The 19,138-nt window shown below is 33.9% G+C and carries 19 protein-coding genes; 2 read left to right on the forward strand and 17 right to left on the reverse strand.

Going from position 1 to position 19,138, the window contains the following annotated elements:
• Window positions 1-76 precede the first annotated feature (76 nt).
• Together CHB72_RS00830 and CHB72_RS00835 are read right to left on the reverse strand one after the other, a co-directional pair.
• Window positions 77-556: a hypothetical protein gene (locus CHB72_RS00830; protein ID WP_141131280.1), complete on the reverse strand. Its 480-nt coding sequence runs from the start codon at window positions 554-556 to the stop codon at window positions 77-79.
• A 462-nt stretch (window positions 557-1,018) separates the two neighbouring features.
• Window positions 1,019-1,870, reverse strand: coding sequence for a DegV family protein (locus CHB72_RS00835; protein WP_089280963.1), 852 nt, complete (start codon window positions 1,868-1,870; stop codon window positions 1,019-1,021).
• A gap of 966 nt (window positions 1,871-2,836) precedes the next feature.
• Between CHB72_RS00835 and CHB72_RS00845 the strand changes: the two genes are divergently transcribed.
• Window positions 2,837-3,934 carry a GerAB/ArcD/ProY family transporter gene (locus CHB72_RS00845; protein WP_089280965.1) on the forward strand — a complete coding sequence of 366 codons (1,098 nt, stop codon included), beginning with the start codon at window positions 2,837-2,839 and terminating at the stop codon, window positions 3,932-3,934.
• Here the strand turns inward: CHB72_RS00845 and CHB72_RS26150 are convergent.
• From CHB72_RS26150 to CHB72_RS00855, 3 genes are all read right to left on the reverse strand, one after another.
• Window positions 3,927-4,082 carry a hypothetical protein gene (locus tag CHB72_RS26150; protein ID WP_176431118.1) on the reverse strand — a complete coding sequence of 52 codons (156 nt, stop codon included), beginning with the start codon at window positions 4,080-4,082 and terminating at the stop codon, window positions 3,927-3,929. The two genes, CHB72_RS00845 and CHB72_RS26150, sit on opposite strands and share 8 nt — an antisense overlap.
• 185 nt (window positions 4,083-4,267) lie before the next feature.
• The gene (locus CHB72_RS00850) at window positions 4,268-5,452 is read right to left on the reverse strand and encodes a Ger(x)C family spore germination protein (protein WP_089280966.1); all 1,185 of its coding nucleotides are present in this window, start codon (window positions 5,450-5,452) and stop codon (window positions 4,268-4,270) included.
• Window positions 5,453-5,468: 16 nt separating this feature from the next.
• Window positions 5,469-7,118, reverse strand: a complete 1,650-nt coding sequence (locus CHB72_RS00855; RefSeq protein WP_089280967.1) for a spore germination protein — start codon at window positions 7,116-7,118, stop codon at window positions 5,469-5,471.
• Between the two features lie 246 nt (window positions 7,119-7,364).
• Between CHB72_RS00855 and CHB72_RS00860 the strand changes: the two genes are divergently transcribed.
• Complete coding sequence (locus CHB72_RS00860) at window positions 7,365-8,678, forward strand: S8 family peptidase (protein WP_089280968.1); 1,314 nt, start codon at window positions 7,365-7,367, stop codon at window positions 8,676-8,678.
• A 585-nt stretch (window positions 8,679-9,263) separates the two neighbouring features.
• Here CHB72_RS00860 and bioA read toward each other — a convergent pair.
• From bioA to CHB72_RS00915, 12 genes are all read right to left on the reverse strand, one after another.
• Complete coding sequence (bioA, locus tag CHB72_RS00865; protein WP_330396945.1) at window positions 9,264-10,616, reverse strand: adenosylmethionine--8-amino-7-oxononanoate transaminase; 1,353 nt, start codon at window positions 10,614-10,616, stop codon at window positions 9,264-9,266.
• Between the two features lie 50 nt (window positions 10,617-10,666).
• On the reverse strand, window positions 10,667-11,380 hold the full coding sequence (gene bioD, locus CHB72_RS00870; protein WP_176431119.1) for a dethiobiotin synthase: 714 nt from the start codon (window positions 11,378-11,380) through the stop codon (window positions 10,667-10,669).
• Between the two features lie 42 nt (window positions 11,381-11,422).
• Window positions 11,423-12,586 (reverse strand): 8-amino-7-oxononanoate synthase, encoded by a 1,164-nt coding sequence (gene bioF, locus CHB72_RS00875; protein ID WP_089280970.1) that lies wholly within the window; start codon window positions 12,584-12,586, stop codon window positions 11,423-11,425.
• 3 nt (window positions 12,587-12,589) lie between these two features.
• A complete protein-coding gene (locus CHB72_RS00880) occupies window positions 12,590-13,387 on the reverse strand; it encodes a 6-carboxyhexanoate--CoA ligase (RefSeq protein WP_089280971.1) in 798 nt (265 codons plus the stop codon).
• Window positions 13,368-13,868, reverse strand: coding sequence for a hypothetical protein (locus CHB72_RS00885; protein ID WP_089280972.1), 501 nt, complete (start codon window positions 13,866-13,868; stop codon window positions 13,368-13,370). The genes CHB72_RS00880 and CHB72_RS00885 overlap by 20 nt, the downstream gene beginning before the upstream one ends.
• Window positions 13,869-13,902: 34 nt before the next feature.
• Window positions 13,903-14,880, reverse strand: a complete 978-nt coding sequence (bioB, locus tag CHB72_RS00890) for a biotin synthase BioB (protein ID WP_089280973.1) — start codon at window positions 14,878-14,880, stop codon at window positions 13,903-13,905.
• Between the two features lie 395 nt (window positions 14,881-15,275).
• Window positions 15,276-15,665 carry a hypothetical protein gene (locus tag CHB72_RS26155; protein WP_207652468.1) on the reverse strand — a complete coding sequence of 130 codons (390 nt, stop codon included), beginning with the start codon at window positions 15,663-15,665 and terminating at the stop codon, window positions 15,276-15,278.
• Between the two features lie 184 nt (window positions 15,666-15,849).
• Window positions 15,850-16,113 carry a hypothetical protein gene (locus CHB72_RS25795; RefSeq protein ID WP_141131282.1) on the reverse strand — a complete coding sequence of 88 codons (264 nt, stop codon included), beginning with the start codon at window positions 16,111-16,113 and terminating at the stop codon, window positions 15,850-15,852.
• A gap of 3 nt (window positions 16,114-16,116) precedes the next feature.
• Window positions 16,117-16,419, reverse strand: a complete 303-nt coding sequence (locus tag CHB72_RS00900; RefSeq protein WP_089280975.1) for a hypothetical protein — start codon at window positions 16,417-16,419, stop codon at window positions 16,117-16,119.
• A 120-nt stretch (window positions 16,420-16,539) separates the two neighbouring features.
• A complete protein-coding gene (locus CHB72_RS00905) occupies window positions 16,540-17,439 on the reverse strand; it encodes a LysR family transcriptional regulator (protein ID WP_089280976.1) in 900 nt (299 codons plus the stop codon).
• Window positions 17,440-17,807: 368 nt separating this feature from the next.
• A complete protein-coding gene (locus CHB72_RS00910; protein WP_089280977.1) occupies window positions 17,808-18,407 on the reverse strand; it encodes a hypothetical protein in 600 nt (199 codons plus the stop codon).
• A gap of 18 nt (window positions 18,408-18,425) precedes the next feature.
• On the reverse strand, window positions 18,426-19,130 hold the full coding sequence (locus tag CHB72_RS00915; RefSeq protein ID WP_089281196.1) for a hypothetical protein: 705 nt from the start codon (window positions 19,128-19,130) through the stop codon (window positions 18,426-18,428).
• Window positions 19,131-19,138 lie beyond the last annotated feature (8 nt).

Raw genomic sequence — 19,138 nt, forward strand, 5'->3', positions numbered from 1 at the left:
GCCAGACTTTTTGATGAGTTCAATTTGTTTTATTTACGGCGCGCCGTTATATTCAGTATACCAATATGTTTTTATACTACAATCCTTTTTTAAAAAATAATTTTGAAAAGTTATTGAAAAGTTCTTTTTGTTGCTCCTTTTCCCTTGAAATTTTTCCATTTTTCTTATCCTTTATATCTAAAGGTAAAGATCTATATTCTCTTGTATTTTTAAATTCTTTGGTCACATTATTATATGCACTTACTAATAATTGTTTATCTGGATCCTTTTCGTGAATCATAGATATAGCCTGATTATGCGCTTCTGCTACTTCTTTTTTAGACTTGCATTGTTTTAATTTCCTCTCCAACATCTCTCTTTGCATCTGAACCCGCTTGATACGCATATACATAATGGGATTCGTTCTTTGAATATAGCTCATCTCACTTTGTGATAATTTTTCACCTGACTTAATCTTTTCATTTAGCTTATTCTCATATCTGCTTTTTTCTTCTTCTGTTTTGAAATTAGTTCCTTCTAAAACCTGCTTTATTTTTTCTAAATTTTTTTTGAACATATCTTTCTTACTTTCTTCATAGGATACCTTACTTTCTTTATTATACAGATCACGTATAACATTTCTTGATATGCCATTCATATTTCTCACCCCAATTATTTTTAACTAATATCAAGCTGTGGTTCAACCCCCAAAATTAAATACTATATCATGTTTCTTGCAGTAACTACTTTCCTCGCAAAATATAGCATTTAATATTCTATATTTACTATACTGCTTCTTTTCAGTATTTTTTAATCACTTATCATGTGTTCCTAGTTTAAACATTAGAATCACCTCCTAATAAAAAAATACATATAAAAATATATCGGCAATTTTTTTCATTATTTTACTATACTGTGAGAAAAACTGTATTTTTTTATACTTTCACGAATCTGCAAGTAGAATATACAAAATATAATTAACAACGTTAAAATTTTAATATATAATAAGAAAAGACACTCTACTGAGTGCCAATATAATTTATTCATTATGTTTAGATATTACTACTCCTATCAGACCAGGTCCCGTATGAACTACCATAACTGGACTGATTTGGGTGAAGACAGTATCTTTTACATTTTTAAGTTCTTTAATTTTCTCAAGTAATGTATAGGCTTCTTCATATGCATTACCATGGGCTACTGCTATGCTTACCATTTTATCACTTGCTTTTTCCTTAACTAAATTATATATTTCTTGAATTGATTTATATCTGCCTCTTACCTTTTTAAAGGTATAATATATTCCATGTTCATTAATTGAGATAATAGGCTTTATATTTAGTATTTCTCCTATAGTCCCTTCTACCTTACCAATACGACCACCCTTTTTAAGATATTCTAGAGTCTTCACTACAAAATAAACTTCAGTATTCTTTATAGTGTCTTTAATCTTTTGAACTGTCTTTTCAAAATCATTTGATTTTTCTAATTCCTTCGCTCCCTCTAGTACTGGAAAACCCAATCCCATAGTCAGTGCTTTAGAATCAATAATTTCAAATACCATATTTTTAAAATCCGCTGCAACATTACGAATCATATTCATAGTTCCGCTTAATTCAGTGGATATTGTTGTTACAATTACATGGGTATATTCTTCTTCCTCTAACTTCCTAAAAAGATTAATTGTATCCTCAGGAGAAGGTAGTGATGTTGTGGGAATATCTTTATCGAATCTTTCATATATATCCTCTGGTGTTATTTCTATTCGATCTCTATACTCTTCTACATCAGAATATACTACTTTTAGGGGTAATATCTTTATGTCATACTTTTTTACTATATCGTCTATTAGGTCGCTGGTAGAATCCGAAACAATGGCTATCTTTGTCATGGTTTTCCTCCTTATACTTAACATTATATATATCTAATAGAACTATATACTCATTCTTAACCGTCTTATTAGTAATATGCTCAGAAAAATAATGGTTATTAATTAAGATTTTTAACAGTTAAATTTTACTAATCATATCATTTCTCAATCGGTTATTCAACAAATTTAAATTATACCTTTATAGATTGTCTAGTAATTTATATAGAAATATTTACATTATCAGTTAGATCTAAGGTTTTTCTTTTGTCTTCCACTTTGTTCACCTCTATTTTCTTGTCTAAATCAAAGAATCAGCATGAGTACCTATTGAATAAGTCTCTAACTAATTGAACATAATAAAACAATTACTAGTAAGAACAACGTCTTCCTTTGGAAGATTTATAGATAGACTTTAGATGAACCAACTAAGTGACCAACACAAAAGTTACAAATCAAACTTGCACTCTGTATAAGCGATTGACACAAAATCAAAGATTTTGGTCACCTGCTTATGGTTGTCTACTTATGTTGAAATACATTACGGAAATTATGACTTATCCACAATTTATGAAAGTACATAATTTTCTATATATTATAAAAAATTTGCTGTTTATATCTTTTGATAAATGGTTAAATCTCATTAAATCAAAAGGAGTAGTGGAAATAGTGTCATTCTCTTATTCGATTTTTTTACTAATGTGTTTAATAGAAAGTATTTCCCTTTGTAAAAAAAAACAGTGGAAAGAATTTATTGCTTTATCAATTATGGTAAGTGTCGCTATCCTCTTTTATGTCTCAAACAAAATGGGCTTACCCTCTATATTACATCATATCCATAATTTATTAAGTCCTTTAGGGGAGTCTATATTTAAGCGCTTTTAATTGACTATAAGATTGAAAAGAAGCCTTATATAGTATACCTGCTGCTCAAATTACATATGACAACAGAGTGTGATAAATGTTGTACAGGAAAAGGAATGATAGCTGATGCAAGAAAAAGGAATTATTAGTACCCACCAATTTGTATGGATGCTTTTTATAATTATTACCAGTTTTACCGCTTTACAGGTACCTGGACTTCTAATTTTACATAGTCATCAGGATGCTTGGCTGGCGATTCTTGGAGCATGGCTTTTAGATGTTCTTCTTGCTATTGTCTATGCTTATATGGGGATTCGATTTCCAGGGGAAAATTTTATTCAATACAGTCAAACCATTTTAGGAAAGTACATAGGAAAAATAATAGGTATTCTCTTTCCCCTTTATTTTATATTGATTTGTTCTATTTTAATGAGGGCTTTAGCTTTGCTGCTCAGCAATGCCTTTATTCCAGAAATGCCAATAAGCGTACCTCTGACAGTATGTTATCTTATTATTGCCTATGCAGTTAAAAATGGTATTGAAAGCATGGCAAGAGTCAGTGAAATTTTGGGACCTTTATATTTTTTTAGCTTTATAGTGTTGTTTATCTTACTAGCTCCTCTAATAAAGCTAGATAATTTAAAGCCTCAGTTATACGAAGGGTTTTATCCAGCCTTAACGGGTACTCCTTTTATGCTGTCTTTCATTGGTATTTGCATTATGATGTCCATGTACATTCCCATCTGCAATAAACCAGAAAACGGATTTTTAGCTAAGTTTATTGCAGTCACTATGGGATCTTTTGCTATTCTAATAATCGTCGTTACCAGTATTGGTGTTTTTGGTATAGATCATGCTAGTATCATGGTTAATCCTGGCCTTCAGCTTACAAAATATATTCAATTAGGTAATTTTTTTGAACGGGTTGAGATTATCTGGATGTCTATTGCTGTTGGGGCCGGCATTATGACTGGTGCCAGTCTGATTTGGGCCTCAAGCTTAGGAATATCCCAGGTGGTTGAATTAAGTAGCTATAAACCGTTGGTATATCCTGTTGTATTGATTTCCTTTGCCCTCAGTATTACTTCTTTTGAAAGCGACACTGCCGCACTTCGATTCGTCTTTTATAGCTACCCTTTTTTAGCGATCTTTGTTCAAAGTGGTTTAGAGCTATTTTTGTTTGTTATGGCTCTCCTATTAAAAAAGCGGGGAAGTGCTACCTAGTATCCTTTTTATTCCTAACATGATTTGTCTTTCCTCTATATTTAACAAATAGACATTTTTGTGCAATGTAGGCAGATATTAGACCTGCTGTCATAATTATAATACCAATAACTAGAGCTAGCATATTATAGGAATTTAGTATAGTCATCTGCATCTACCACCTTTTTAATTTATTTAATAGAATAGGGGCAGCTATATTATCTCTACAAACCTATGAGAGACAATAAAAACCACCCTTTGTTCCTTTCCCCTTCGGGGAAGCTCTCTCTACTTTGAACCCAAAATATTATTTGAAATAGTTTTATACGAGTCAGCTTTATTACTATCTTTCGTCTAAAAACGCTCACCCATTCTGTCTACATTCACCGTTACTTCATATTTCACCTCTACTCTAGGGAATATTGTGTCCCAATCATTTTGTATTTCCTTCCATACATTAGGATACTCTCTATGAAGAATTCTTCCAAAGCCCAAAAAATCCGATTCATATTCTCTTTGAGCTTTTGCAATTGTCTTGTCCATTCTTTCTATAAGATAAGCTTCAAAGCTTTTTTGTATGTCCTTTACAGCATTTTCGTCTAAAACATTGTCTCGACCTAAATTTTCTACTATGTCCCCATCTAGTTTAAGCTTTATAGTAAATAAAATTTCTTCCTCCTTTACCTTTGCTTCAATGTTGCTATTTAAATTTCTGACTTCCAGACTTACCAGTTGGTCATCATTTTTAACAGTAGCAGCGCCATAGTCTATTTCCCCGATAATCAAACGATATCCCCTTGTTTCTTCAGTATCCAACCATCCTATCAGCTTATCTCCTTTAAATACAGCACTACCTTTAACTGTAACTACTTTCTTTTTCTTATCTTCGCCATTATCTTCTATACTTTTGTATTCTTCTCTTGAAGTAGAAAAAGTATCTATATCCGTTTCATAATAAGTGAGTCGACCAGCAACAGCTTCTATATGTTTATCTAAGTACTTAATTAAAAAATCATTTAAATCTGGGACATAGGCTTTTAACCATTCCTCAGTATTTCTAATAATACCTTCAAGCTCCTGGGGTAAACCTTCCTCAATATCAGCTGGAATAGACAAAGTATCCAATGCCTTTCCTTCGGAAACTAGTATTGAGTTTCTATATCTGAATTCTCTAGTTCTTATAAAGAAATCCATAATTTCATCTAGTCCATGCCGTGCCATCTCTTCTCCAACGACTATAATTTTATTATCTATCCATACTAACCGTTTAGGAGCAATAGCTCTTAGGTTTTTACTAGCATCGTTAATACTTGTTCCCACAGCACTTCCAATCCAAATTGTTGATCTGTCTAAAGATTCTTCAGTCCCTCCTATAGGAATAATCGCCAATACCGTCATCCGGAAATTTCCATCAGGCTCTTTGTCAATCCCCGTCACCTGAATAATGCCTAAATCATTGACCTCTTTTTGTCCCCAGCAGCCTGCTAAGATTAATGCCATAAGGATGATTAAAAAAAACAATTTTGTTTTTCTTTTCATCTACATACACCTCATTTTATTCATTATCTTTATTTGGTGGTTTTGGTGCCAATCCCCTTTCAGTACGAACTTGATTATTATGCTGTAAAAAGGTTGGCCGTTTGTGTATTAACCACTTTGGCAGCATGATAAATGTATCCTTCCAATCTTCTAAGCTAATTGGTGTAAAGGGTGATAAGAAAGGAACCCCAAAGGACCTTAGGGATGCTAAATGAATTAGCAGTGTTAATACACCAGCGATTATACCAAAAACACCCATTGTCGATGCCAGTAAGAGCATTGGAAATCGTAGAACGCTAATGGCTCTATAAGAATTAATTTTGGGAATCAAGAAAGAGGAAATAGCAGTAATGGCAACTACAATCACCATACCAGGAGATACCAACCCTGCTTGAATTGCAGTATTTCCGATTACTAGAGCACCAACAATACTTAGTGATTGACCAATAGATATGGGAAGCCTTGCCCCTGCCTCTCTAATAATTTCAAAGGTTATTTCCATGAAAAAAGCTTCAACCACTGCAGGGAAAGGAATCTCTGCTCTGGCATTGGCAATAGAAATCAATAAAATAGATGGAATCATTTCATGATGGTAAGTAGTAATTGCCACATAAAGAGGCGGAAGTGTCAATGTAATAAAAAAGGCAAAATATCTTAATAATCTAACAAAGGATGAAGAAAAAAATTTATTGTAATAGTCTTCTGGTGCAGTAAAAAAATAGCTAAAGGTAACTGGTACAATTAGTACAAAGGGACTACCATCAGCAATAATAACAACCCGCCCTTCTGCCAAGGAAGCAGCACTACTATCAGGTCTTTCTGTAACTTCCGATAGTGGAAAGGGAGAGAGCCAATTATCTTCTGTAAAGAACTCTATCTCTCCTCCTTCTATGATTACATCAGTATCTATTCGACTTAACCTCTGTCTTATTTCACTAAGAACATCCTCAGCAGCAATGCCTTCAATATAACACATAACTACTTCAGTTTGACTCAACCGCCCTAAATTAAACTTTTCTATCTTTAAATCAGGGGTTTTAATTCTTCTGCGAATTAATGTAGTATTAACATTAATATCCTCCACAAAAGCCTCCATAGGACCCCTCAGAACAGTCTCTACCAAAGGCTCTGAAACTTTACGGGCATCTCCTCCTACGGTATTCATGGCCAGGGCTCCATTATTTTCATCTATAAAAATCACACAGTAACCCTTCAATATAAATTTAACTGCTTCTTTAATGGAATAGACGGGTATTACTTCACTTACAGAAATCAAGCTATTCATCACCAGTGATAATAAATTTTCTTGATAGCTTTCTTTTTCATAGTCTGTATTCTTAATATCTGTCATCAAAGACTTTAACACATTTTGATTAATATCATCTCGATTTACCATACCGTCTATATATACAATAAAGCTCTCTACTTGTTTTTCTCCAATGGTAAATTTTCTTAGTATAACCCCATAGCAATTGTTAAAAATACTGCTGATGCTTTCATAATTATCCTCCAATTTATCTGATAACAAACATTTTTCAAGAGATTTTTCACTTTTTATTTCAATTTCTTCAAAGACACTTTGGAGTCTGTTATTTTTTTTTTCTTCTTTTCGATTAAAGTTGCTTCCTATTCTTATAGGTTTTTTAGTCCTTCTAAATTTTTTCATAGTCTTATGATCTCCCCTTTGGAGTTAGTCATGTAATTTATTATTTGTTTTTTTTGCTATTATATTCCTTCTTATATAATAGCTTACTCCTTATTCAAACTCTTTTAACTAATGTTGTATTTAATGAAAGAAATTGTTTTTTTTGAAATCATTCAATTAATCTTTAACATCTTCTTCATATTGTGTATGTACCATTTTATGATCAGTTTCATATTATAATGTAGCAATATGAAGGGAGAGATTATTATGATTTTTCATAAAGTTAGCTGGATCCGTTCCCATAGACATAAGTTCTGTCCTACCTTAAGAACAATGGCTTTAGAATGGTATCGACCTGTTAACTATGTTCCTTGCTTTATACAAAAATACTTTAGAATTTTCAAACAATCTTTTCGTAAAATTCCAGTAATTGTCGAGACAAACGAATTGGGGAAAATGAACCAATCCGTTGAATCCTTAGCCACCTCTATTGGATGTAAAATTGATAGAAAATTGCATACTATTAATGCTTTCTCTACTAAAGTTAATGCCAAAACATTAGAATTACTTGCTCAAAATAATAATGTTAAAAAAATTTGGTATGATAGAGAAGTAAAGACTCTACTAGATGTGGCTAGTCCAACTGTAGGTTCTACACCTCTATGGAATAACAATATTACAGGAAAAGATGTTGTAGTAGTTGTGATGGATACAGGTATTTATGAACACCCTGACTTATCTGGTAGGATTATAGCATTTAAGGACTTTGTTAATCAAAAATCACACCCTTATGATGACAATGGTCACGGAACTCATGTAGCTGGAGATATTGCAGCTAATGGAAGTCAGTCAAATGGCAATTATCGTGGTCCTGCACCTGAAGCACAACTTATAGGAGTTAAAGTGCTTAATAAAATTGGTAGCGGATCGCTTTCTGTAGTAATCGAGGGACTACAATGGTGCATAGACAACAAAGAATCTCTTAGCATTAGAGTTATAAATATGTCCTTAGGTGCTGAAACCACTATGCCCTATTCCGAGGATCCTGTTTGTATGGCAGTTGCAAATGCTTGGGAGGCAGGTATTGTTGTATGTGCAGCAGCAGGTAACAGTGGACCACAAAATAATACGATTAATTCACCAGGTATCCATCCTTCAGTAATAACAGTAGGTGCTTTAGATGATAGAAATACCGTATCCCTAGAAGATGATTCAGTTGCTGACTTTTCTAGTCGTGGTCCTACAATCGATGGCTTTGAAAAACCTGATATCATTGCTCCTGGCACAGATATTATATCTCTTCGTTCTCCAAACTCTATGTTAGACAAACAAAATAAACAGGCTAGGATTGATGAATGGTATACTTCTCTTTCAGGGACATCTATGGCTACCCCTGTATGTTCTGGAGTGATAGCTCAAATTCTACAGGTTAACCCATCTCTTACACCAGATCAAGTAAAAGAACTATTGATTCATACTGCAAACCCACTAGAGGACGTAGATGCTAATTCTCAAGGAGCTGGTATTATTAATGTAAAAAATGCAATTGGCCTATCTAAAAATTCTATAACGATTCATTAAGCTACTTGCATTTTCTGATATCTAGCTAATAAAATGAGACTTAATTCATAAGTAGTCAACCGAAAGTTTGATTTATAACTTTCGTGTTGATCACTTAGTTTGTTTATCTAGAGGGAGTTTTTACTCCCACTGAATTGTAGCCGAATTTACTTCGAGGATGTAGTGCTTGATCTCCCGCTTTAAGTAGACAACCGAAAGTTTGGTTTCTAACTTTCGTGTTGGTCACTTAGTTTGTTTATCTATAAGCAGATAACCAAAATCTTTGATTTTGTGTTAGTCGCTTAGTTTGTTTATCTAGAAGAAGCGGGAGTCTTAGCAATACACCGAAGGATAAACTTTGGTAATATATAGAACCTAAGTATTCATTAGTGAGACTGCTAGAAAGAATTAGACTATTGGCTATACGCTAATAGTCTTTTCTTGTATTTCTTACTTCATAGGTTTATATTTAAAGATTTCTAGAGACTGTAAATAGATTTAGTGTGATCAAAATCCAAAGTTTACAGCTCTTAAATTATTGCAATACACTACTATATCATTCTTTTAAGGTTCTCCGTAATAGTTTTAACGACGGTTAAGTATGTTTTAACCTAAATACTCCAAAATAGAATCTCTTGCTATCTGAAGCATAAAGTCAATTTCATGATCATTTATTACATAAGGTGGCATAAAATAAACGATATTTCCTAATGGTCTTAATAAAACACCTTTTTTAACAGCTATTTTATATATTTGATATCCTACACGCTTTCTCCAGTCAAAGCCTTCCTTGGTCCTTTGATCCTTAACCAGTTCAATTGCTCCAATCATTCCAATTTGTCTAAATTCTCCTACACAGGGTATATCTTCTATCATTTCTTCAATCTTTTCTTTTAACAATTTAGATTTTATTTTGTTTTTCTTTATTATATTTTCTTCTTCAAATATCTTTAAGGTTTCTACAGCAACAGCACATCCAAGAGGATTTCCTGAATAACTATGACTGTGTAGAAAAGCCTTCATCGTATGATATTCATCATAAAAAGCATCATAGATTTTATCTGTCATAATAGTTAGGGATAAAGGTAAGTATCCCGCCGTTAATCCTTTAGAAACACACATTATATCCGGTGAAATACTAGCATGGTTACATGCAAACATTTCTCCAGTTCTTCCAAAACCAACCGCTACCTCATCAGCAATTAAGTTTATATTATATTCGTCACATAGCTTTCTCAGCTTTTTAAGATATTTTACAGCATATATTTTCATTCCAGCAGCTGCCTGTACCATCGGCTCTATTATAATAGCGGTAATTTCTTCGTGTTGTTCTTCTACTGTTTTTTCCATATGCTCAAAGCATTCAGCATTACAGTTATTTCTATTTCTACCATATGGACATCTAAAGCAATCTGGTCCCTGTGGTCTAATCACATCCAATAGTAATGGTTTATATATTTTGTTATATAAATCAACACCGCCTACTGAAAGTGCGCCTATGGTCTCTCCGTGGTAGGCACCTGTTAGAGCTACAAATTTTGTCTTCTTGATTTTACCGATTTGTTGGTGGTATTGAAAGCTAAGCTTCAAGGCAATTTCCACAGCTGAAGAGCCATTATCACCGAAAATTACTTTACTTAAACCTTTTGGAGCAATGTTAATAATTCTCTCGGCTAACGCTATAGCTGGCTCATGGGAAAAGTTTGAAAAAATAACATGTTCTAATTTATTGGCTTGATTATATAATGCATCGTTTATTCGCTGATTTGAATGCCCGAATAAATTTACCCACCATGATGATACGGCATCTAAGTACTTTTTGCCATTTATGTCTTCAAGAAATACTCCCTCTCCCCGCTTAATCACGATAGGAAGAAAGGTTTCATAGTCCTTCATTTGTGAACAAGGATGCCAAATATATTTTAAATCCTTCTCTTGAAAATCTCTCATCCGACTCATTCTATCTTCTCCTCATATTTAACTTCGTTTATAGATTTTAAATTCAATAGCTAATGAAATAAATCTAAGACACTCTCTATTTTTAGACTTGTTTCAAAGGCTTGTCTTATATTGATCACAGCTTCTTTCTCTTCTTTTAAATCAATTTTATAAATAGTAGCTACAACATCTAATCCTGTAATTTTCTTGATCACTTCTATGTTATCCTTTTCGTAATAGCTTCCACTATATTGATTGACAATAAATCCCTTTATCTTTACTCCCAACCTCCTGAGAAAATCAGCAGTTAATACAGTATGATTAATCGTACCTACACCAGCCCTTGCAACGATTACAACAGGGATATTCAATTCCATAATCAGATCATAAATATAATACCGATCTCTAATCAGTGGTACCACTACTCCCCCTGCCCCTTCTACCAACACATAATCATAAGCTGCTTTTAGCTTTGCATAGTCATCAATAATTTTCTTAACATCGATCTCCACCTTCTCTTTTTCAGCAGCTATATGGGGGGACACTGCCTCCTTTAGACAATAGGTATTCATCACAACATCATCTTCCTTTATTGCAGCTATCTCTTTTACAAACTCCGCATCTGTAGCTATTAATTTTTTATTTTTTAAAATCCCCCCACTTTGTACGGGTTTAAAACTTATTGCGTTAAAACTGTTTTTCCTTAAAACATGAGTTATTCCTGCTGTAACAAAGGTCTTGCCTACATCAGTATCCGTTCCTACGATAAACAATCCCTTTTGCAAGTCAATCCCTCCTTCCATTCCACAAGTACTTTTATTATTAGACTAGATAATACCTAATTCCATTCCTGCTTCTTTTAATTTATCCAGAACATATTTAAGCTCTTCTCTATTATGGCTAGACATCAATGTGATTCTTAATCGACTGGTATGCTCTGGTACAGTGGGAGGTCTAATTGCCGAAATAAAAATACCTTTTTCAAACAATTTTTCGCTTAATTTTATTGTTTTTTCTGCATTCCCTATAACAAGTGCAATAATCACTGTGTTGCTTTCTAAAACATTAAATCCAAGTTTTCTTAGCTCCCATTGGAACCATTTGGAGTTTTCAAGAAGTTTAACCCTTCTCTCCTTTTCATTTTTCACAATATCTAAAGAACACAATGAAACTGCAATCATAGCTGGAGATAATGCAGTTGAATAAATAAAACTCCTAGCTTTATGTCTTAAATACGTCACCAAGCTTTTGGTGCCAGCCACAAAGCCCCCTTCACTAGCAAGGGCTTTACTAAGGGTTCCTAACTGTATGTCAACCTGTCCCTTTAAGTTAAAATATTCTACACAGCCTGTACCATTGTCCCCTAGGACTCCTGTACCATGGGCATCGTCAACCATTGTTAAGATGTTATTTTCTTTGGCCAACTTAACGATTTTATCCAATGGCGCTATATCTCCGTCCATACTAAATACTCCATCTGTCACAATGAATCGCTTATTTCCTTTATAAACCTTTATTTTTTCCTGTAAATCATCCATATCACAGTGCTTATAGACAACAATCTTAGCACCACTTAACCTGCATCCATCGATAATACTTGCATGGTTTAACGCATCACTAAATATAATCCATTCCTTATCTGCTATCGCCGTTATCGTACCTATATTGGCCATATATCCTGTATTAAAAAGAATTGCCGCCTCTGTCCCTTTGAAGATAGCTATCTTTTTTTCTAATTGATCATGAAGTTCATAGCTTCCAGTAGTTAGTCTAGACCCGCCTGATCCTACCCCATATGTATGAATTGCCTTCTCTGCTGCATCCTTCAATCTATCATCATTGCATAGATCTAAGTAATTATTAGAGGCCATCAATAACATCCTTTTATTACCTATTGACGTATATTTACTTTGAGGACGATTAAAAAATTTCAACTCTCTATATAGACCTTTATCTTTTATATCACTTAAATATTCATCTATAAACTTCATCCGTTATTCCTCCATAAAATCTTTATAGGAGATATAATCCTTTATCATAGGAATCTTATGGATCAGCGTCACTTTTTTCTGTAAATATTCTATGCATTCTTCTATGGATGTCTTTGATGAATCAAAGCAAAATACCCTTCCTCCAGTGGAATCGCCTAAGGGCTTTAGTTTCGTAATCCTCATATAGCCTACATCTTTAGAAGCTACATATCCAGCAGTATAATCTGGATCATCTGACCAACACAATTCAGCAACGATACCAGGGGCATTGGAAACCTTACTTGCAAGTGCAACTGCCTCTTTTACATGATTGTTGTTTAACCCTTTTTTTTCTAATGCTTTCTCTAAATCTTCCTTTATTTTAAAGCTCCAGTCTATGTTGGTGACTCTCACACCCCTATTTTCATCTGGCTCAAGTCTCTCTAACGAATGAATGTCCAAAAGAATGGCTCCCCTCATCGTATTACAAGTCTTTAACATATTGAGTATTGCCTGAGAGGTTTTACAAGATAAACCACTTTTTTGTAGAGCTTTAATGGCACATTCTCTCCCTTTGAAATAATCATCTACTGTAATCGTTGCTATATTTAGAGGAGCAATATATTCAATCGCTTGATTCCCTATGTTTTGTATAGTTATATTTATAAAGTCCGGCTTACCTTTGCTATGACCCAATGCCCTTGCTGTTAGTTGCTGTACCAATACCTCTATTTCTTTTTCTGAGATAATTCTCTCAGCGCCAGAAATATGTTTTTCCTTCCTTACTGCCCTCATTTTAATACTATACATGTCTTCCTTCATAGGATATCTCTCTCCAAGGCGTATGCTCTTTTATTTTATTCAACAATTTACTTAATGGCCAAGCAACTATAGCAGTATATATCATTCCTGGCAAACCTGCCACTAGCATTACAGCAATAGAATTTTTGAACAATAAACCCAGTACGATCCTTGCAGCTATAGATCCTAATGGTCCTGCTATAATAACAGGTATCAATCTAGGTTTGAAAAAGTGAATGATTCCTCCCGCTACAACTCTAAATGTCATTGCGATTATCACATTAATAATAGTATGGGTTCCAAGAACTAAAGTAATGGCACTAGCTATAATACCTGCCAATATGTATCTCCTAAATCCAAAAGAAGCTGCAATAGCCACCGCTATAGGTGCAGATAACTGAAATTCTGTTCCTGGTATAGGTCCAGGTATTTTAAAGGACCCTGAAATTGCAATTATCACTGCTAACAAGCTTATTAATGTTATCTCTCTTGTGTTATTCACATCATTTCCCCCTTACTTTTTCTCCAATTGTAAGTTAGTACTTAAGTCCCAAGTCTTCAATCATTGCCAGGTCTTCTGAAATTCTCTGACCCTTTGTGGTAAGGTAATTTCCCGTAAGCATGCCGTTTATCCCTGAAACAAGCCCTAATGCCTGAAGGCTCCGTAGATTTACTTCTCGACCACCGGCAAACCTTATATTGGTCTTAGGTAAAACAAATCTGAACATCGCCATGGTTTTTATTATTTCTAAAGGGGGCAGGGGTTCCTTATCTTCTAGAGGTGTGCCAGGAATAGGGTTCAATACATTTAAAGGTATGGAGTCAACCCCTAAATCTCTAAGTGCAAAGGCAAACTCAACTCTTTGAGAAAAGGTCTCACCCATGCCGATTATACCTCCGGAGCAAACTTCCATTCCAACTTTTTTAACCTCCATAAGGGTTTTCTCTCTTTCCTTATAGCTGTGGGTGGAAACAATCTGGTGAAAGAAACTCTCAGCAGTTTCTAGGTTATGATTGTATCTCGTAACCCCCACATCTCTGATGGCCTGAGCCTCTGCCTCCCCGATTACCCCTAGACAGGCACATAGTTGCAGTTTCGTCTCCTCCCTCAGTTTTTTAAAAATATCTAAAAGTGTCGTGAATTCAGGGTCACCTAATTTATAGCCTTTCCCACTAGTTACAATATCAAATCGGTGAACTCCTGCCACTTCCATAGCCTTAGCCCTCTGTAAAATTTCTGCTTCATCAAGATTAATTTCCACTTTTGTATCTGTTTGATGATGTGCAGACTGAGAACAAAAGGCACAGTTCTCTCCACATCCTCCTGTACGGGCACTGACGATAGAACAAAGATCGACCCGGTCCCCATGGTAGACTTCTCTAATTTTAAAAGCGTAAGCCGAAAGAAAATGAAGATCAGCTCCATGAACCTTTCCCAAAGTCAAAGCTTCCTCATAATTGATTTGACCTCCGTCTAAAATTTTTTCACCTAATTCTGCTATGTAATGATGCATAAAATCTCCTCCTAATCATTTAAATTTTCCTCTTAAAACCTTACTGTCTTTTTGCCTACCCCATATTCTTATTGCCAATAAAGATTAATTTTCAAAGCATAAAAGTCGTTTCTACTTTTTCATTCGTCAACCTTAATGCGTGGGTTTGGTTAACAATAGTATAGCTAGACACTTTTTAATTGTCAACCTAAAATTTTTATAAGGTTGACTAATTGCAAATAAATAAAGCCTACCCTCCATGGTTAGGCTCTAAGCTTCTCTTCTATATCCTCATCTTTTTACTATAACCGGAAAACCGCAGTTATGGTACGGTTCACCGCAACGGGTATAACAGCGGTTTTTTTGTAGCTTCTAGATTACTTCTATTTGTTTTTTGAGTTACAGAACAAATCTATTTAACATTGCATAGTTAATTCATCAATTAACCTATCCAAATCCTCATCCTTACCTTTAAAGTACTCCAACCACATACGTTCTCTATGTCCAACATAATAAATATAAGGATAACTATTTTTATTTGAATTTATAAATTGCTCACGATCATTATTATACTCCTTTATTCCATCTATCTTAGCTTGTACATATAGTTTTAGTATATGAATTGGAATGTTATTTAAACTTCCTCTTAACTTGTCGCCTGCAGCTCTACATCCATAGTCATAGTGCTGTTCATTCCCGTCACCTGCCTTTGCTTCGCCGGCTGATTCTATCCATTTCCGTCTTAAGGCAGGAGTCGTCCGGACTCCAGCAGATGAAGCCAACACGGGGATAGGGACAGCCTTCACAACAGTCGGAATCTTTTGGAGGCGGTGTGGTATACTTTTTCGGCGGATCGTTTACCTCGGCACCTGTTTTTTCTTCTGCGTTTACATCATGCTTCATGATTCAGCTCCTTTCTCGGAAAAGCAAAAAAGGTGCTGCCTTTTTTGTAAGACAACGCCTTTTTAGTATTTTATTTTCTCGTATGAGTCACAGCATCTGCTGGCCTGTTTGGGGATTGGAGTATTCTAATACCATCTCATTTTCGTTACGGCGGATGATACCGTAGGGAGTAATGTACGCTTGTTCTTCCGGCAACATGGTCGGATCTAACGGAGAAAAATAAGTTATCTGCACAATAGGATCATTGGCAGGAATCTGATAGCATTTCAGGAATGCTTGCCTAGCATAGTCCTCCAATGCAGTTAATTCTGGATAAAAATCATAGCAGTCAAGGTTTTGAGTCAAATCCAACAGCTAATCCATATTCGTCCGGGCAGCAATTGTGTGGAATTTATCTGTACTAAATGCAATTATTCTTTGTGGGTTCCTAGATTTATTGTCCATCAGCTTGAAGAAGATAATATTTTTGATGACCTTGACCAATCTGTTCCACCTCAACCTTTTTGTCAGAAATGTGATGATACCATGACTCCTGTTTCTTATACTGGTATTCGTGGCATAAAATATGAATTTAAAAAGTAATCTACCTACAAAATCCCTTATTTTTAAAGTCATTCCCCAATGGCCTTTTTGTTGTTCCCAGAAATATCTATCCATTATATGAACCATCCTTTTTTATATAATAGGAAAAGTAGAACTTTCCTATTATATAAAAATAGCTCCAGTCAATTTAATTGACCAGAGCCTTATTTCAATGTTTGTTATTAAATGCAACTTCTATTTAATCATATCCTTATCATACTTATTTAAAAAATAATTCATAAATAATTTCATAGTATGATTTATTTTAGTATCTTTTTTTACTAAAAAACCAATATCCCAGAAAGCAGTAGGAATAGTAATAGGAATACTGATTATTTCATTATAAGTTTCTATATGGGTTAAGGAATTTACAAAAATAAATATGCCTTTATTTAATGTTACAAAATCATATACTATCTTTAAATCATGACTACATCTACTATAAATATCTGGATTAAAGCCTGCTTTCTTAAAATGCTCCATTACTACTAACTGCATACGAAATGTATCATCTAATAAAATAAGTTTTTGATTTTTAAGATCTTTAAAATCTATAGTGCGTTTATAAGCAATAGGATGATTTTTATTAACTACTGCTACCAAATCATCTTTTATCAAACTATAGAAGGAAAAGTCTATTTTATTTCTAGGATTAACCGTAAATGCTATATCAAGACATCCGTTTAGTATATTTGCTTCACAGGAAGTGTCTGAGTATTCAGATATAAGAATATCTATTCCTAGACATTCTTTGCTCTGTTCTAGCACCTCCCTTGCCCCCAATACTTGGAGTGTTCCAGGAGAAAAACCTACTTTTAACTTCCTTTTTTCAGCTTTTACTTTATTGTTAATATCCTCTACAAAATCATCAAATTGTTTTATTAAATCTTCTGCCCTTGAGTAAATATATTTGCCTAATTCAGTAGGTGTTACGCCTCTAGAATTTCTATCAAATAGTGGTGCTCCTATTTCCTTCTCAAAATTACTAATAATCCTACTAAGGGCCTGCTGTGTTATAAATAACTCCTTTGCAGATTTTGTTAAGTTTTTATTTTTATATACTTTTATGAAGCATTTTAAATCAGTTGTATCCATAATATCACTCCATATACTAAAGGAACTTGTACCATATATATATTATACAATACAAGTCCTTGCGAATACAAATACTTGATAAATTAGAGTGTTATTAACTTGTGACAATGTCACCTTTTTACCTAATTTAATATTATTTAAAATCGTGTCATTTAATATGGGAGATATGCTTACTTAAGTTGATTTTCATAGCTATCCTGATTGTTGCGACAGACTTTAATAATATGATACGTATGAAATCTCTATCTTCAGATCAGGCCAGTCTAGACTAGAGATAAAAAAACTCCTAAAATAACTTTCTTTTTGTTATTATAGGAGTTTGAATTTTAATAAGAAATAGAATCTAAAGGTATATTTAGAATTATATTCTAGTAGTATTTTTCTGTATGATATTCAAATAATGCATGTAATATAGTTAAAGTATTATCAACAGATACTGTTGCACCAGTATAAGCATCTACAAAATCATACATATTACCATTTCTTTCTACCTGATCAGCATCTTTAATATCTTTTAGAGTTGTCATAGCATCAATCTCTGCTTTACTCTTATAAATCAAATATGGCAGAAATTCTTTCTCTATCATCTCATAGGTCATTCCGTTTTCAGGATTAACAGCACTGTCTCCCCAAAATTGGAATTCTATATCTCTTATTGTCGCTTCTTGAGCACTGTCATTATTATTGTTGATCTCAACATATAATAGGTGTTGATAATTAGCAGATGCTGCTCTGCAACTGCAGGATAAATAGCTTATTTGATACTTCGTATAGTTATCCATCTGATACTCAAATAATATAACAGCTGCATACTCTTCTGCACTTCCATGTTTAATATGTTGATAGGGAATAATTCTGCTATCATTAAAATTAGGATATTCCTTAGAATTGCTTGTAGGTGCCGCTTGGCAGCCAACAAATAACATGACAGTAATTAGCAATAAAGATAAAATTCTAAGTCTTCTCATAATACATGTCCCCCATTTCTAATATGATGTCTTTTTATTCAATTGATTAAAATCTATCAGGCGATAGTTTAATCTATGAAGAGCATTGTACTCTTTCGCATTGTTTTCTCCATATGAAACTTTCACATGAACTTTTCGATTCCCATTATATTGCCAGAATCCTCCAATATTATAGAGTTTCTCTGGATCATATCCTAATTCAATCAATAACGTTCTTGTAAAGCTAGCATAACCGCCGCCGCCGCACATTAGGAAAATTGCTTTATCTTCTGGAAACAGATCTTTAATAATCATTTCTGATTCTTCATAGTTTGGTTGAATCGTATCAATAATTCCATCAGCATCCCATGTTAAAGTAAATAATGTAGACCCACTATATTGGGAAGCGGCAACTTCCGGTGGTAATCCAGTTAGGTTTGCCAAATACGGGTAAGGAACTACTTGAAATCCTTCAACAGTTCCAGATAATACTGGATCTCCCCCAATTTTATCGTAATCACCTGGATCTACAAGCATTCTAACATCAATGTAAGCTACATCATCTCTACCTAACCAATCATCAATAGTACCAATATTGATATTTCCATCCACACCAAACTGACTTCCTGCATCTACAGAAGCTTTTGGCAATGCCCTTGTCTGTTGAACACTGACTTCATTACTGCATGCTGATAGCATCATAAATAAAGTGATAACTATAAAACAGCCTATAAACTTTTTCATTTCTTTTT

This window comes from Anaerovirgula multivorans (assembly GCF_900188145.1).
GTDB lineage: Bacteria > Bacillota > Clostridia > Peptostreptococcales > Natronincolaceae > Anaerovirgula > Anaerovirgula multivorans.

Bases quoted from the DNA above. Each gene is read 5' to 3' on its own strand.
- CHB72_RS00900 (WP_089280975.1), bottom strand. From the start codon at position 16,419: ATGGATAGATATTTCTGGGAACAACAAAAAGGCCATTGGGGAATGACT.
- CHB72_RS00830 (WP_141131280.1), bottom strand. From the start codon at position 556: ATGTTCAAAAAAAATTTAGAAAAAATAAAGCAGGTTTTAGAAGGAACT.
- CHB72_RS00855 (WP_089280967.1), bottom strand. From the start codon at position 7,118: ATGAAAAAATTTAGAAGGACTAAAAAACCTATAAGAATAGGAAGCAAC.
- CHB72_RS00835 (WP_089280963.1), bottom strand. From the start codon at position 1,870: ATGACAAAGATAGCCATTGTTTCGGATTCTACCAGCGACCTAATAGAC.
- CHB72_RS00850 (WP_089280966.1), bottom strand. From the start codon at position 5,452: ATGAAAAGAAAAACAAAATTGTTTTTTTTAATCATCCTTATGGCATTA.
- CHB72_RS00860 (WP_089280968.1), top strand. From the start codon at position 7,365: ATGATTTTTCATAAAGTTAGCTGGATCCGTTCCCATAGACATAAGTTC.
- CHB72_RS26150 (WP_176431118.1), bottom strand. From the start codon at position 4,082: ATGACTATACTAAATTCCTATAATATGCTAGCTCTAGTTATTGGTATT.
- bioB (WP_089280973.1), bottom strand. From the start codon at position 14,880: ATGCATCATTACATAGCAGAATTAGGTGAAAAAATTTTAGACGGAGGT.
- CHB72_RS00905 (WP_089280976.1), bottom strand. From the start codon at position 17,439: ATGGATACAACTGATTTAAAATGCTTCATAAAAGTATATAAAAATAAA.
- CHB72_RS00915 (WP_089281196.1), bottom strand. From the start codon at position 19,130: ATGAAAAAGTTTATAGGCTGTTTTATAGTTATCACTTTATTTATGATG.
- CHB72_RS00880 (WP_089280971.1), bottom strand. From the start codon at position 13,387: ATGAAGGAAGACATGTATAGTATTAAAATGAGGGCAGTAAGGAAGGAA.
- CHB72_RS00845 (WP_089280965.1), top strand. From the start codon at position 2,837: ATGCAAGAAAAAGGAATTATTAGTACCCACCAATTTGTATGGATGCTT.
- bioF (WP_089280970.1), bottom strand. From the start codon at position 12,586: ATGAAGTTTATAGATGAATATTTAAGTGATATAAAAGATAAAGGTCTA.
- bioA (WP_330396945.1), bottom strand. From the start codon at position 10,616: ATGAGTCGGATGAGAGATTTTCAAGAGAAGGATTTAAAATATATTTGG.
- CHB72_RS00910 (WP_089280977.1), bottom strand. From the start codon at position 18,407: ATGAGAAGACTTAGAATTTTATCTTTATTGCTAATTACTGTCATGTTA.